At 45.2% G+C, this 15,707-nt stretch carries 12 protein-coding genes; 11 read left to right on the forward strand and 1 reads right to left on the reverse strand.

Annotated elements, in window-relative coordinates; genetic code table 11:
* From QVP40_RS09150 to galE, 7 genes are all read left to right on the forward strand, one after another.
* A partial coding sequence (locus QVP40_RS09150) for a carbohydrate ABC transporter permease (RefSeq protein WP_288200434.1) occupies positions 1–490 on the forward strand: 490 nt, incomplete at its 5' end.
* 21 nt (positions 491–511) lie between these two features.
* Positions 512–1,393 carry a carbohydrate ABC transporter permease gene (locus tag QVP40_RS09155; protein WP_138271233.1) on the forward strand — a complete coding sequence of 294 codons (882 nt, stop codon included), beginning with the start codon at positions 512–514 and terminating at the stop codon, positions 1,391–1,393.
* A 28-nt stretch (positions 1,394–1,421) separates the two neighbouring features.
* A complete protein-coding gene (locus QVP40_RS09160; RefSeq protein WP_022068155.1) occupies positions 1,422–1,601 on the forward strand; it encodes a DUF6903 family protein in 180 nt (59 codons plus the stop codon).
* Between the two features lie 10 nt (positions 1,602–1,611).
* Positions 1,612–3,798 (forward strand): glycosyl hydrolase family 95 catalytic domain-containing protein, encoded by a 2,187-nt coding sequence (locus tag QVP40_RS09165; protein ID WP_022068156.1) that lies wholly within the window; start codon positions 1,612–1,614, stop codon positions 3,796–3,798.
* Between the two features lie 284 nt (positions 3,799–4,082).
* Positions 4,083–5,015, forward strand: a complete 933-nt coding sequence (locus QVP40_RS09170; RefSeq protein WP_022068157.1) for a sugar phosphate nucleotidyltransferase — start codon at positions 4,083–4,085, stop codon at positions 5,013–5,015.
* Positions 4,997–6,118, forward strand: coding sequence for a phosphotransferase enzyme family protein (locus tag QVP40_RS09175; protein ID WP_288200436.1), 1,122 nt, complete (start codon positions 4,997–4,999; stop codon positions 6,116–6,118). Before QVP40_RS09170 ends, QVP40_RS09175 begins: the two co-directional genes overlap by 19 nt.
* An 89-nt stretch (positions 6,119–6,207) precedes the next feature.
* Complete coding sequence (gene galE, locus QVP40_RS09180; protein WP_022068159.1) at positions 6,208–7,224, forward strand: UDP-glucose 4-epimerase GalE; 1,017 nt, start codon at positions 6,208–6,210, stop codon at positions 7,222–7,224.
* A gap of 615 nt (positions 7,225–7,839) precedes the next feature.
* Here the strand turns inward: galE and QVP40_RS09185 are convergent.
* Entirely contained in the window at positions 7,840–9,327 is a 1,488-nt protein-coding gene (locus tag QVP40_RS09185) for a DUF1846 domain-containing protein (RefSeq protein ID WP_022068160.1), read from the reverse strand.
* Positions 9,328–9,619: 292 nt separating this feature from the next.
* Here QVP40_RS09185 and ftsH point away from each other — a divergent pair, with 292 nt between their 5' ends.
* Genes ftsH through QVP40_RS09205 form a run of 4 tightly spaced genes read left to right on the forward strand, consistent with a single transcriptional unit; the run spans position 9,620 to position 15,600 of the window.
* Complete coding sequence (gene ftsH / locus QVP40_RS09190; protein ID WP_022068161.1) at positions 9,620–11,815, forward strand: ATP-dependent zinc metalloprotease FtsH; 2,196 nt, start codon at positions 9,620–9,622, stop codon at positions 11,813–11,815.
* The gene (gene uvrC / locus QVP40_RS09195; RefSeq protein WP_022068162.1) at positions 11,802–13,679 is read left to right on the forward strand and encodes an excinuclease ABC subunit UvrC; all 1,878 of its coding nucleotides are present in this window, start codon (positions 11,802–11,804) and stop codon (positions 13,677–13,679) included. Before ftsH ends, uvrC begins: the two co-directional genes overlap by 14 nt.
* Positions 13,680–13,711: 32 nt before the next feature.
* Positions 13,712–14,644 carry an HPr(Ser) kinase/phosphatase gene (hprK, locus tag QVP40_RS09200; RefSeq protein WP_022068163.1) on the forward strand — a complete coding sequence of 311 codons (933 nt, stop codon included), beginning with the start codon at positions 13,712–13,714 and terminating at the stop codon, positions 14,642–14,644.
* A 26-nt stretch (positions 14,645–14,670) separates the two neighbouring features.
* Positions 14,671–15,600: an ROK family glucokinase gene (locus QVP40_RS09205; RefSeq protein ID WP_022068164.1), complete on the forward strand. Its 930-nt coding sequence runs from the start codon at positions 14,671–14,673 to the stop codon at positions 15,598–15,600.
* Positions 15,601–15,707 lie beyond the last annotated feature (107 nt).

Here is a 15,707-nt window from a genome sequence, read left to right on the forward strand (position 1 = left end):
TTTTTTAAATCTGTTCCGCGGACAGGATGGAGTAGACAATCCTATTTTATGGCTGGGAAGCCAGAAACTGGTTATTTACAGTATTATCATTGCCATGGTATGGCAGGCCATTGGATATTATATGGTTATGTACATGGCAAGTATGGCAAACATTCCGGACAGTCTCTATGAATCAGCAAGTCTGGAAGGCGCGGGAAGGATCAAACAGTTTTTCTCAATTACCCTTCCGCTGATCTGGACTAATATTCGTACCACTCTGACATTCTTTGTTATCAGTACTATTAATATGAGTTTCCTGATGGTAAAAGCAATGACAAACGGCGGACCGGACGGAGCTTCCAATGTATTCTTAAGCTACATGTATCAGGAAGCTTACACCAACTCTTCCTATGGATATGGTATGGCCATCGGTGTTGCGGTATTCCTGTTTTCCTTTGCGCTGGCCGCTGTTCTCAATGCGGTGACCAAACGTGAAGAAATTGAATTCTAAGGAGGGTGAAAAATGGCTGATATGACGAAAAACAGTACTGCCAGTTCCAAGGTGGCAAAAGTATTTATCTATCTGATACTGGGGCTTCTGGCAGTTACGATCATTGTTCCTGTTGCCTGGGTATTTGTTGCTTCAATTAAAGAGAATTCAGAGTTTTACGGAAGTCCATGGGCGCTTCCGAAAGGATTCCATTTCCAGAACTTTACAGATGCGTGGGAAACTGCAAACATGGGTTCTTATATGCTGAATTCTGTGTTTGTAACGGTCCTGGGTATCCTGCTTCTGATCGTGATCGCTCTTCCGGCAGCTTATGTACTGTCCAGATTCAAATTTAAGAGCCAGAAGATTTGGAATGTTATGTTTATGGCAGGACTTTTTATTAATGTAAACTATATTGTTGTACCGATCTTTTTGATGCTCAATAATGCAGACGGAAAACTGCGTCAGTGGTTCGGAGAGCCGTTTTTCCTGAACAATCTGTTTATTCTGGCGCTTGTATATGCATCAACCGCGCTTCCCTTTACCATTTATCTGCTGTCCGGTTATTTTAAATCACTGGCAAAAGATTACGAGGAAGCGGCTTATGTGGACGGAGCCGGATACTGGAGAACTATGATTCAGGTTATCATGCCTATGGCAAAGCCAAGTATTGTGACAGTAATTCTGTTTAACTTTTTGGCATTCTGGAATGAATATATTATTTCCATGACCCTGCTCACCAGACCGGAGATAAAAACCCTTCCGGTAGGACTTATGAATCTGATGGCAGCCCAGAAATCAGCAGTTCAGTACGGACAGATGTATGCGGGACTGGTTATTGTTATGATCCCTACACTGATTTTATATATCTGTGTACAGAAGAAACTGACACAGGGTATGACTCTTGGCGGTCTGAAAGGCTGATCAGTGTGCGGAACAGGAGGTAAATAAAATGAATGAAAGAACAAAGAGTGTTTTAAAAACCGTTCTGGCAGCTATATTTTTTATTATTTGTGTGGCGCTTGTAGTACTGGGACAGAAAAATGTAGGACCGCAGGGGCTGTTGGTAATGCTTCTGGGACTTGCCGGACTGATTCTTCTTTTATATCTTTATAACAGACAATTCAAGTGAGACTTTGTACATGAATATTACTTATAACTGGAAAGAAAATATTTCCCGGTGGGACGAGGCTGTTCCGCTGGGAAATGGAAAATGCGGCTGCCTCTGCTGGGGCAGTCCTGAAGAGATAAGGTTTAGTCTGGACCGTACAGATTTATGGGACAGAACTGTTTTGTGGGAGCAGAATAAAGAGTTTACCTGGAAAAATCTTGTGAAACTTGCAAAGGCAGGAAATACTGCAAAAATCCGGGAAATCTTTGATGCTCCCTATTATTATCCATCACCTACAAAATTAACTGCAGGCAGGATCCTGCTTCATTTTTACGGTATTGACGGAGAAATCGAATCTGTCTTAAACCTGGAAACAGCAAAAGCGGAAATGAGGTTCAGAAGCCGGAAAGAGACTGTCAGGATTTCAGTTTGGGTCCATGCAGTGGAACAAGTTGGGATCATAGAGGTTGAAGCTCGGGAAACGGAATTTTCTGTGGAACTGAAAAATCCGGAATTCGGAGAAAAAGGAACGGAAAAAGAGTACGTTTATTGCCAGGAAGAAAGACAGATTTCCCAGGGGAATCTGAAGGATCTGAAATATCCTCCTGTGATAAAAAAACAGGAGGGAGAGCTGCAATGGTTCTGCCAGCCTGTAAATGATGAATTTTCTTATGGAGTGATTGTTGGGAGAAGAAAAAAAGACTCTGTGACAAGAATCGTCTGGAAGATTGTCTCATCAGAAGACGGAGACTGCTGGATGGAACAGGGAAAGCAGCAGGTTCTCGGCGCTCTGTCAGCAGGTGATGAACTTTTTGATTCTCATAAAAAATGGTGGAAGGATTATTTTGAAGAGAGCGGTATCTGTATTCCTGATAAATTTATGGAAAAGCAGTGGTATATGACCAATTATCTGTTTGCTTCAACGTCCAGAGAAGGAGGCGTCCCTATGCCTCTTCAGGGAGTGTGGACCGCAGATGAGGGAACGCTTCCTCCGTGGAAGGGAGATTACCATAACGATCTGAATACAGAATTGTCCTATACCCATTATCTGAAGGCAAACCATCTGGAAGAAGGACGATGCTTTTTAGATTTTCTCTGGAGTCTTTTTGATGAGGGGCGACGGTTTGCCGGAGAATTTTACGGCGCAGAAGGCTGCTGTCTTCCCGGAACAATGACAATTGACGGGAAACCTCTTGGGGGCTGGCCTATGTATTCGCTTTCTCCGTCCAACCAGATGTGGCTTGCCCACGCATTTGGAGAATATTACCGATATACAGGAGACAGTAAATTTCTGAGGGAAAGAGCTTATCCTTATATGAAGGAAACCGGGATTTTTATCCAATCGCTTCTGGAGGAGACAGAGGACGGTTATCTGGTTCTTCCTGTATCCAGCTCTCCGGAGATTCACGACGATACGGAAAGATCATGGCTGACACCTGTCAGTAATTATGATCTGGCTCTGATGATCCGGCTGTTTGAAACACTGGAGAAACTGGCTGGTGAGCTGGGGAAAACAGAAGAATTACAGTGGCGCCACATCAGACAGAGGCTTCCGGAACTGTCAGTCAATAAAAATAAGGTTCTGATGCTTTCTCCGGATGAAAGTCTTGAAGAATCCCATCGTCATTTTTCAAATGCGATGGCTGTTTCACCTCTGGGAATCATAGATTATGAGGGCGAAGGAAAAGAAATAATCGATGCTGTAATTGCGGATTATGAAAGGCTGGGCACATCTCAGTGGGTTGGTTATACCTTTGCATGGATGGCACATCTTTATGCTGTTCAGGGAAACGGAGAAAAAGCAGCAGAGTATCTGAGGATTTTCTGGGAAAATTTCTGCAGCTGTAATGGATTTCACCTGAACGGAGATTTTCGGAAAAAAGGATATTCGCAGTTTACCTACAGACCCTTTACTCTTGAGGGAAATATGTTCAGTGCAGATGCTCTTCAGGAAATGCTGTTTCAGATGAAGGATGGAAAAATACGGCTGTTTCCTGCTGTTCCCAAAATCTGGACGGAAAAACAGGTTTCTTTTTACAGTTTCCGCGGGGAAAAAGGAATCCTGTGCAGTGCGGAGATTTTTGAGGGCAGAAAACTGTCATGGAAGATTTATACAGAGAATTCCGTATATATTCAGATACAATATCAGGAGAGGCTTTGCGGAAAAAAAAGACTTGAACCGGGACAGTGGTGGGAAGAGTCGCTGATGCTGGAGTGAAAAGCATTAAATATGGCGGAGAGAAACAGAGATTTTCATGAAAACAATCTTTTTGTGCAAAAGAAATAGATGATTATGCAAATACTAATTGTGTAAAAATGATAAAATTAGTGTTGCAAATGCATGTAATTATATAAAATGCACAATATATGGAGCTTTTATATTGTTTTCAGAAGGCAGGAGTTCTGCAGGCCTTTACTCTCTGGATTTTTCTGTCAGAGAAGATTATCGGCGGTGTAACAGGTGGAACGAAAGGCTGATTAAGAAAGGAGCAGAAAAATATTATGAAAAAACCGGTATTAGTAGTTATGGCAGCTGGAATGGGAAGCCGCTACGGCGGTCTGAAACAGATTGACCCCATTGACAGAGAAGGTCATATCATTATGGACTTTTCCATTTATGATGCTGTAAAAGCAGGATTTGAAAAAGTAGTATTTATCATTAAAAAAGAAAATGAAGAGGACTTCCGCAAAGCTATCGGCGACCGTCTCAGTAAACAGATAGAGGTTGCTTATGTGTTCCAGGATCTTCATAATCTTCCGGAAGGCTATGAGGTTCCGGAGGGAAGAGTAAAACCCTGGGGAACCGGTCATGCGGTCCTGAGCTGTATTGACGAGGTTGACGGTCCTTTTGCGGTTATCAATGCAGACGACTACTATGGAAGTCATGCATTTAAAATGGCATATGATTTTCTGGCAGAAAACCAGGATGACGAAAATCTTTACAGATATATGATGGTTGGTTACAAGCTGGAAAATACTCTTACAGACAATGGCCATGTGGCAAGAGGAGTCTGTGTTACCGATGAGGAAGATCATCTTCTGAAGATCAATGAGCGTACTCATATTGAGAAGCATGGAGAGGGCACTGCCTATACAGAGGATGACGGAGCAACCTGGACCATGCTCCCGGAGGGAAGTACAGTTTCCATGAATATGTGGGGATTTTCTGCAAGTATCCTGAAAGAACTGAAAGCACGTTTTGCGGCATTCCTTGATGAGAATCTGGAGAAAAATCCACTGAAGTGCGAATATTTTCTTCCATTTGTAGTGGATGAGCTTCTTCAGGAGAAAAAAGCCACAGTCAAGGTGCTGAAATCTGAGGATAAATGGTATGGAGTTACCTACAAAGAGGACAAGCCTGTTGTTATGGCAGCCGTGCAGAGCCTGAAAGATCAGGGGCTCTATCCACAGAACTTATGGGAGGAGAACAAGTAACAGTGAATACGATTCAGAAAGAAGTAATAAGTCAGTTTGATTTTCCGGGAGAGGTAGTAGAATGTGTTGCCTATGGAAGCGGACATATCAATGATACATATCGTCTTACAGTAAAAACACCGGGCGGACAGGAGAAGCATTTTATTCTCCAGAGAATGAACAAAAGCATTTTCACAAAGCCGGTAGAGCTTATGGAGAACGTGCAGGGCGTTACTGCATGGCTCCGCAAAAAGATCCGGGAAAACGGCGGTGATGTGGAGAGAGAAACTCTGAATGTGGTAAATGATAAAGATGGCAACCCTTATTATGTGGATTCAGAGGGAGAATACTGGAGAGTTTATCTTTTTATTGAGGGAGCTACCAGCTACGACATGGTAAAGGATGACAATGACTTTTATCAGAGTGCAGTGGCCTTTGGACATTTCCAGAGACTTCTTGCAGATTATCCTGCTGAGACTCTTCATGAGACTATTGTAGATTTTCATAATACGGTTGACCGTTTTGCAAAATTCAGGGCAGCAGTTGAGGCAGACAGTGAAGGCCGCGCAGCATCCGTTCAGGAGGAGATTAAGTTTGTTCTTGACAGAGAAGAGCTGGCTCATACCCTGTGCGATCTGCAGAATACAGGGAAGATGCCTCTTCGTGTAACTCACAATGACACAAAGCTGAACAATATTATGATTGATGATGAAACAGGCAAAGCCATCTGCGTTATTGATCTTGATACGGTTATGCCGGGGCTTTCTGTAAATGATTTCGGCGATTCTATTCGTTTCGGAGCAAGTACAGGGGCAGAGGATGAGCAGGATCTCAGTAAGATTTCCTGTGATCTTCATCTCTACGAAGTATATACAAAAGGCTTTATCGAGGGCTGCGCAGGCGCGCTTACAGATATCGAGCTGGATATGCTTCCCATGGGGGCGATCCTTATGACTTTTGAGTGCGGAATGCGTTTCCTTACTGATTATCTGGAGGGAGATCATTACTTTAAGATCCACAGAGAAGGCCATAATCTGGACCGCTGTCGTACCCAGTTTAAGCTGGTTGCGGACATGGAGGAGAAGCTTCCTCAGATGAAAGCTATTGTAGAAAAATATAAGTAGTGGTATACTGAAACTGACTTTGGGGAAAGCTGAGACAGTTTTTCCCGGATCCGGTCAATGACTGAAAACCTGAAGAGGAGGACAAAAACATGGCAATTTTAGTTACAGGAGGCGCCGGTTATATCGGAAGCCATACAGTTATTGAACTTCAGAGCGCAGGATATGATGTAGTGGTTCTGGATAACTTAAGCAATTCTAGTGAGAAGAGTCTGGAAAGAGTAGAAAAAATTACTGGCAAACCGGTAAAATTCTACAAGGCAGATATTCTTGACAGAGAAGCACTGACAGATATTTTTGAAAAAGAGGATATTGATTCCTGTATTCATTTTGCAGGGCTGAAAGCAGTAGGAGAATCTGTTGAAAAGCCGTGGGAATATTATGAGAACAATATTGCCGGAACACTGACTCTCGTAGATGTAATGAGAAAACATGGTGTTAAAAATATTATTTTCTCTTCTTCTGCAACTGTATATGGAGATCCTGCAATCATCCCGATTACAGAGGAATGCCCAAAGGGACAGTGTACTAACCCTTATGGCTGGACAAAATCCATGCTGGAGCAGATTCTTTCTGATATTCAGAAAGCAGATCCGGAATGGAATGTAGTTCTTCTTCGTTACTTTAACCCGATCGGAGCTCATAAGAGCGGAACCATTGGAGAAAATCCAAATGGTATTCCAAATAACCTGATGCCGTATATCACTCAGGTTGCTGTTGGCAAGCTGAAAGAGCTGGGCGTATTCGGCAACGACTATGATACTCCGGACGGAACAGGCGTGAGAGATTATATTCATGTGGTTGACCTTGCAAAAGGCCATGTGAAGGCTCTTAAAAAGATTGAGGATAAATCCGGTTTAAGTATTTACAATCTGGGAACAGGAAAAGGCTACAGCGTTCTTGATATTGTAAAGAACTTTGAGGAAGCCAATGGTGTGAAGATTCCGTATGTGATCAAGCCACGCCGTGCAGGCGATATTGCTACCTGTTATTCTGACGCTTCCAAGGCAGAGAGAGAGCTTGGCTGGAAAGCAGAATATGATATTAAGGATATGTGTGCGGATTCCTGGAACTGGCAGAGCAAGAATCCAAACGGATATGAAGACTGATCATCAGTCATGATACATGAAATACTAAAAAGAAGTCCCCTGAGATCCTGAAAGATCTTGGGGACTTCTTTTAAACTTAAAATTATGTTTGTGGGAGGGGGGGGGAGTGGGATATAATTTCCTCTGTAAATGACATGCAGGGGCAGGTGAATCTGTCACAGAAGCTGGTTCGAGACTTGGAAAGTTCTATGCTTCTGCTTCTCTGCAAAAAACACTTCCCCGTATGCTGAACTCGTCTGCGACTCAGACAGCAGCATCCGGGAAAGCAAAGCGGAGTCGCAGAAGGCAAGAACTTTTGCCAAGTCTCTCAAGGCTTCTTATACAGATTCATCTGCCCCTGCCTTGTATTTTCCAGATGGTAAATTTATATTCCCGCAGTTGTTGGCTGTCGGGCAGGCTGCTTCAGGGCGCAGTGCGCTAATCGCCCGGCCGGAGGCCAAGTGCTGTGGGGAGGATTTCTGTTTGGCTGTTATCCACTTTCAGATGCAGAGAGAAAGGCAGAATCATAGTGCCTTGCGAGGCTTACCAGGAAACGCAGCGCAGCACATGCTCTGCCCTTTCTTCTCTGCATCGTCTGTGGGCAACAAGAAACAAAATCCTTTCCCTCACAGACATTTATTTATCGTCATCATCGGATTTCTTTTTTTCAAATTTCGGCTCGCAGGTAAGCTCAATGCCCAGTTTGCGGAATTCCCAGATATCTACGGAAGACAGCATAACAGATGTATGGGCCTGGCAACCTTTTAACCGGGGAAGCTGTTCCAAGGCAAGTCCTGCCTCCGGATTGCTTGCAGCGCTGACTGAAAGCGCGATCAGAGTTTCGTCTGTGTGCAGGCGTGGATTTTTGCTGCCGAGATATTTGATCTTCAGCTCCTGGATCGGGCGGATGGCATCAGGAGAGATCACGTGATGCTCATGGTCGATTCCTGCAAGCTCTTTTAAAGCATTTAAAAGAAGCGCTGAGGAGGCTCCGAGAAGATCAGAGGTTTTTCCGTAAATAATCTTTCCGTCCGGAAGTTCCAGAGCAGCAGCGGGAGCTGCTGTTTTCTTTTCCATGGAAAGTGCGGCAGGAACAACCTTACGATCTTCAATGGAGGCATGAGCCTGTTTCAGAAGAAGCTCGATCTTGCATACCTCATCTTCTTTTCCTGTGCCGGATACAAGAGCGTCGCAGCTTTTATAGTAGCGGCGGATGATTTCCTGGCGTGAGGCCTCTTTGCAGATCTCATCATCCACAATGCAGTTTCCTGCCATGTTTACGCCCATATCAGTAGGTGATTTATAAGGGCATTCACCCATGATTTTTTCAAACATTGCCTGGAGTACAGGGAAAATCTCTACGTCACGGTTGTAGTTGACGGTTGTTTCTCCATAAGCCTCCAGATGGAAAGGATCGATCATATTTACATCGTTCAGATCAGCAGTGGCTGCCTCATATGCCAGATTGACCGGATGCTTCAGAGGAATGTTCCAGATGGGGAAAGTCTCAAATTTGGCATAGCCGGCACAGATCCCGCGCTTATGTTCATGATAGAGCTGGGAAAGACACACTGCCATTTTTCCGCTTCCAGGTCCGGGAGCAGTTACCACAACAAGAGGTCTGGTAGTTTCAATGTACTGGTTTTTGCCGTATCCTTCATCGCTGACGATCACAGAAGTATTGCTTGGATAGCCGGGGATGTTGTAATGAACAAATACACGGATGCCAAGCTTTTCCAGTCTGTTTTTGAAAAGATCTGCGCTTTCCTGTCCTGCATAGCGGGTGATGCAGACACTTCCCACATAAAGACCTCTTTCTGTAAAAACCTCGATCAGACGGAGGACATCCTCGTCATAGGTGATTCCCAGATCCCCACGGACTTTGTTTTTATCAATATCAGCTGCGCTGATCACGATCACGATCTCTGCCTGGTCGCTGAGCTGCATCAGCATACGGAGCTTGCTGTCCGGTTCAAAACCAGGGAGAACTCTGGAAGCATGATAATCATCAAAAAGCTTGCCGCCGAATTCCAGATAAAGCTTGTTATCAAACTTGCTGATTCTTTCACGGATATGTTCTGACTGCATGGTCAGATATTTTTCGTTATCAAATCCTGTCTTCATATGTTTATTCCTTTCCCGATTTACGTTATAGGCAGAGAGAATTTTGTTACTGTTCACTTTGTTCCCGGTAATCTTGCAAAACTGTATTTCAGATCATCCGGTGGGATAATAATCTGTGGACAGTTGTGTTTTTCTGTTTACCGTGACAGTAATACAGGATCCTCTGCCGAACTCATGCAGATAGTATACTACGAACAACTGGCGGATGCAAAACCTTTTTTTATAAGGCTAATTTTGTTGATTTATCAAAGAAATCTCTTTATAATAAAGAAGACAGTAGAGGAGGAATAAAATGAACGAAAATAAAGACAATCGTCCGGATGGAAACAGACCGGACCGGAATGGTCCCGGAAATCAGGGACCGAATAAAAACCGCCAGACGATTCTGGCGTTTCTGATCTGTCTTCTGGTGACACTGGTATGTCTTAGTTTTATTACAGAAATAAGAAATGGAGGCACTGGTGAGATCACCTATGACAAATTTATTGAAATGGTAGACAAGGACCAGATCAAGGAGGTAACTCTTCAGTCTGGTATTCTGACAGTGGAGCCGAAACTTCAGGGTTCCGCTTATAAAAAAATGACCTACCGTGTTAATCAGATGGAGAATATCGATGCTCTTACCAAACGTCTGGAAGGAAAGGATATCATATTCAAATACGAACAGCCGGATGCTCTGATGGAGGCCCTTTCCATGCTGCTCAGTATTGTTCTTCCGACAGTTGTGATGTTCGGTATGCTGATGTTCTTTATGAGACGTATGAACAGGGGAAACGGAGGCATTATGGGCGTGGGAAAAAGCCGCGCCAAGGCTTATGTTCAAAAGGAAACAGGTATCACCTTTAAAAATGTGGCCGGCCAGGACGAGGCAAAGGAGTCTCTTCAGGAGGTTGTGGATTTTCTGCATAATCCGGGCAAATATACGGCTGTGGGAGCCAAGCTTCCCAAGGGTGCTCTGCTTGTGGGACCTCCGGGAACAGGAAAGACCCTGCTTGCAAAGGCAGTGGCAGGAGAGGCAAAGGTACCGTTCTTTTCTCTTTCCGGTTCGGAATTTGTGGAAATGTTTGTAGGCGTGGGCGCCTCCCGTGTCCGCGATCTTTTTGAGGAGGCAAAGAAAAATGCCCCCTGTATTGTATTTATTGATGAGATCGATGCAATCGGAAAAAGCCGTGATTCTCATTATGGAGGCGGCAATGACGAGAGAGAGCAGACTCTGAATCAGCTTCTTGCGGAAATGGACGGCTTTGACACATCCAAGGGACTTCTGATCCTTGCAGCAACCAACCGTCCGGAGGTCCTTGATCCGGCGCTTCTCAGACCGGGACGTTTTGACCGGAGAGTTATCGTAGACCGACCGGATCTGAAAGGCCGTGTGGAAATCCTCAAGGTTCATGCCAAGGATGTTCTTCTTGATGAAACCGTAGATCTGGATGCAATTGCTCTGGCAACCTCTGGGGCAGTAGGCTCTGACCTTGCGAATATGATCAATGAAGCGGCGATCCTTGCAGTGAAAAACGGACGCAAGGCAGTTTCTCAGAAGGATCTTCTGGAATCAGTGGAAGTGGTCCTGGTAGGCAAGGAGAAAAAAGACCGTATTCTCAGCCCTCAGGAGCGGAAAATCGTATCGTATCATGAAGTGGGCCATGCCCTTGTAAGTGCTCTTCAGAAGGACGCAGAGCCTGTACAGAAGATTACGATCGTACCCCGTACCATGGGAGCGCTGGGTTACGTTATGCATGTTCCGGAGGAAGAAAAATTCCTCAATACGCAAAAAGAACTGGAAGCGATGCTGGTTGGATATCTTGGAGGCCGGGCTGCCGAGGAGATCGTGTTTGATACGGTAACAACAGGAGCCGCCAATGATATCGAGCAGGCGACCAAGGTGGCAAGAGCCATGATCACTCAGTACGGTATGTCACAGAAGTTTGGGCTTATGGGACTTGCGTCACAGGAAAATCAGTATCTTTCCGGAAGGGCAGTGCTGAACTGCGGAGATGATACAGCAACAGAGATTGACCATGAGGTTATGAAGCTTCTTCATGATTCCTATGAAGAGTCCAAGCGTCTTCTCAGAGGGCACAGAACAGCTCTTGACAAAATTGCAGAATATCTGATCCGTAAGGAAACTATTACCGGAAAAGAATTTATGAAGATCTTCCGGGCAGTGGAAAGAGGAATGGAGATTCCGGAAAACCTGGATGAACTGGTATTTCCTGAGGATGTAAAAGAACTTGAGGACAAAGCTGAAAATCAGGAAGCGGAAATTTCTCAGTCACATTCAGCAGAAACCTCTGTTTCAGCCGATGAGCTTTCCGGGGAGGAAGAAACTGTAAGTTCTGAGGCGGAACCGGCAAATAAAAATCAGGAATCCGTCAGCATGGAAACTGAACCGGCAGAGGAAGGTGTTCGGGGAGAGCAGAAAAAAGAAGACAGTTCGGTTCCCGAAGACGATCAGAAGCAGCAGGAGTCTGAGCATGTTTCAGATTGAGGAAGAATTAAAAAAGCTTCCCGCCAAACCGGGCGTATACCTGATGCATGATGAGCGGGATGAGATTATTTATGTGGGCAAGGCCGTCAGCCTCAAAAACAGAGTGCGCCAGTATTTCCAGAGCAGCAGGAACAAAGGCGCAAAAATTGAGCAGATGGTCACCCATATTGCAAGATTTGAATATATCATCACAGACTCTGAGCTGGAGGCTCTTGTACTGGAAAGCAACCTGATCAAGGAGCACAGGCCAAAGTACAATACCATGCTGAAGGATGATAAAAGCTATCCCTTTATCAAGGTAACGATCCAGGAGGCCTACCCCCGGGTGCTGTTTGCCCGCAGGATGAAAAAAGATAAAAACCGGTATTTTGGCCCCTATACAAGCGCAGGGGCTGTAAAAGATGTGATCGAGCTGGTGCGGAAGCTGTACCAGGTCAGATCCTGCAGCAGAACGCTTCCAAGAGACTGCGGAAAGGACAGACCCTGTCTGTATTACCATATGAAGCAGTGTACAGGTCCCTGTACGGGAAAAGTGTCCCAGGAAGCGTACAGAGAAAATATCCAGAAGGTACTGAAATTCCTCAACGGAGATTTTCAGGAAACCATAGATGCCCTTACTGAAAAAATGCAAGAGGCGTCAGAAGAAATGAGATTTGAAGATGCGGCAGAGTGCCGGGATCTGATACAGAGTATCCGTAAGATCGGAGAACGCCAGAAAATTACAGCCTATGGAGAGGAAGACAGGGATATCATTGCAGTTGCCATGGATGAAAGCCTGGATCTCCGGGAACAGGATGCAGTTGTTCAGGTATTCTTTATGCGAAGCGGCAGACTGATCGGACGAGATCATTTTTATCTTCGAGTGGCGCGGGGCGATACAAAATCGCAGGTGCTTTCCAGCTTCCTGAAACAGTTTTATGCGGGAACGCCTTTTATTCCAAAAGGGATCATGCTTCAGACAGAAGTGGAAGACCGGGAAGTGATCGAGGAGTGGCTCAGCTCCAGACGAAAACAGAGGGTTCATATTATTGTTCCCAAAAAAGGCACAAAGGAAAAGCTGGTGGAGCTTGCCCGCGAGAATGCCCGCATGGTTCTTGATAAGGACCGTGAGCGCATTAAAAGGGAAGAGGGCAGGACAATCGGGGCTGTCCATGAAGTGGAGGAATGGCTGGGGCTGAAAGGAATTGTCCGCATGGAAGCCTTTGATATTTCCAATATCAGCGGTTTTGAGTCCGTAGGCTCCATGGTGGTCTACGAAAAGGGAAGACCGAAAAAAAGCGATTATCGTAAATTTCGTATCAAATCTGTTCAGGGACCAAATGATTATGCAAGCATGGAGGAGGTCCTGACCAGACGGTTTACCCATGAAACCAGCGGAGAATTCGACAGTTTTGCACGAATGCCTGATCTGCTTCTGATGGATGGAGGAAGAGGGCAGGTAAATATTGCCCTGGGAGTTCTGGAAAAGCTGGGAATCCGGATTCCGGTATGCGGAATGGTAAAGGATGACCACCACAGAACAAGAGGACTTTATTTTAACAATAATGAAATTCCAATAGAAACAAACAGCGAGGGCTTCCGGCTGATCACCAGGATCCAGGATGAGGCTCATCGTTTTGCCATTGAATATCACAGATCCCTTCGCAGCAGGGAACAGGTTCATTCGGTTCTGGATGATATTCCGGGAATCGGAGAGCGAAGGAGAAAGGCCCTGATGAGGCGGTTCCGGGGAATTGAAGGAATCCGGGAGGCATCTGTGGAAGAACTGGCAGAAACCGAATCCATGAATGCCGCAAGTGCAAAACAGGTATATGATTTTTTTCATTTACCGGTAAAAACAGAGAAAACTCAGCAGAATCATTGATCTGAGCATAAATAAAGAAAAGGAGAACTCATATGAAGGGTGTATTGATGACCAAGATGGTACAGGAGCAGAATCTTACAAATCTTACTCCTGAAATTGATCTTTCTGACAAAAGAATCATGACTGCAGAAATCAACCGTCCTGCGCTGCAGCTTACGGGGTATCTGGAGCATTTTGCCAATGAACGTGTGCAGATCATCGGCTATGTGGAATATACGTATCTGATGCAGCTTCCGGATGACAAGCGCCTGATGAAATATGAACGGTTTATTTCCAGCAAAATACCGTGTGTTATTTTCAGTACCATGACAAAACCGTCGCAGGATATGCTGGATCTTGCAGTTAAGTATAATGTTCCTACTTTTGTTACAGAAAGAACAACTTCCAGCCTTATGGCAGAGATCATCCGCTGGCTGGGCGTACAGCTTGCGCCCTGTATTTCTATTCATGGTGTGCTGGTAGATGTTTTTGGCGAGGGAATCCTGATCACAGGAGAGAGCGGAATCGGGAAAAGCGAGGCTGCTCTGGAGCTGATCAAACGAGGCCACCGTCTTGTCAGTGATGATGTGGTGGAGCTTCGTAAGGTCAGCGACGTCACTCTGGTTGGTTCCGCACCGGATATTACAAGGCATTTTATAGAGCTTCGGGGTATCGGCATCATTGATGTAAAAACGCTGTTTGGTGTGGAAAGCGTTAAAGATACTCAGTCTGTGGATCTGGTGATCAAGCTTGAGGAGTGGGACCGCGACAAGGAATACGACCGTCTGGGACTTACAGAGGAGTATATTGAATACCTTGGCAACAAGATCGTATGCCATTCTCTGCCTATCCGTCCGGGACGTAATCTTGCTGTGATCGTAGAGACAGCGGCAGTCAACCACAGACAGAAAAAAATGGGTTATAATGCAGCTGAAGAGCTGTATAAGCGCGTTCAGGCCAATATTGCCAGAAAGCGCGATAAATAATAAAAATGCAGGAAAGGGGAAACAACATGTATTGTTTCGGTATTGACGTAGGGGGAACAACTGTAAAATGCGGTCTGTTTCAGACAGATGGAACTCTGGTAGAAAAATGGGAGATTCCCACAAGAAAAGAAAATAAAGGTGAGTATATCCTTCCGGATGTGGCAGAAACCATTCAGAACAAGATCAGTGAAAAAGGAATTGACAAGGCTGAGGTAGCCGGTGTGGGAGTCGGTATTCCGGGACCTATCAATGCTCAGGGAGAGGCTGCATGCGCAGTAAACCTTTACTGGGGCTTCAAGCCGGTTGCAAAGGAACTCAGTGAGCTTACTGGGCTGACTGCAAAGGCAGGAAACGATGCTAATGTTGCGGCTCTTGGAGAGGCATGGAAGGGCGCTGCGGCAGGATCTCAGAATGTGATCATGGTTACTCTGGGAACCGGAGTAGGCGGCGGTATCATTTCAGACGGAAAAATCGTGGCGGGAGCTCATGGAGCAGGCGGAGAGATCGGCCATGCAAATATCTGTCATGAGGAGACAGCAGCCTGCAACTGCGGAAACAGTGGATGTCTGGAGCAGTATGCTTCTGCAACAGGAATTGTCCGCCTGGCCAAAAAGGCTCTGGCAGAAAGCAGTGAGGACAGTGTGCTCAGAAATACAGAGAGCATTGAGGCGAAGGACGTACTGGATGCCTTTAAGTCAGGGGATGCTCTTGCTGTCCGTGTTATGGATGAAGTAGGCGAAAAGCTTGGGGGAGCTCTTGGCATTTTTGCGGCAGTAGTAGATCCGGATGCCATTGTTATCGGCGGAGGCGTATCAAAAGCCGGACAGCCGCTGATCGACCTGATTGAAAAACATTACAAAAAATACGCATTCTCCCTTTGTAAGGATACTCCTATTGTAATTGCCAGTCTTGGAAATGACGCCGGCATTTACGGAGCTGCAAAGATGGTACTGTAAAAAGATAGAATTGTAATCAGAGTATTTTATACTTTATTTGCCAGTATAGAAAAACAGGCTGCTTCATTGAAGCAACCTGTTTATTTTGTTGATTATTCTGTGATCTC

Source organism: Blautia sp. CAG:257 (assembly GCF_000433815.1).
Classification (GTDB): Bacteria; Bacillota; Clostridia; order Lachnospirales; family Lachnospiraceae; genus Blautia_A; species Blautia_A caecimuris.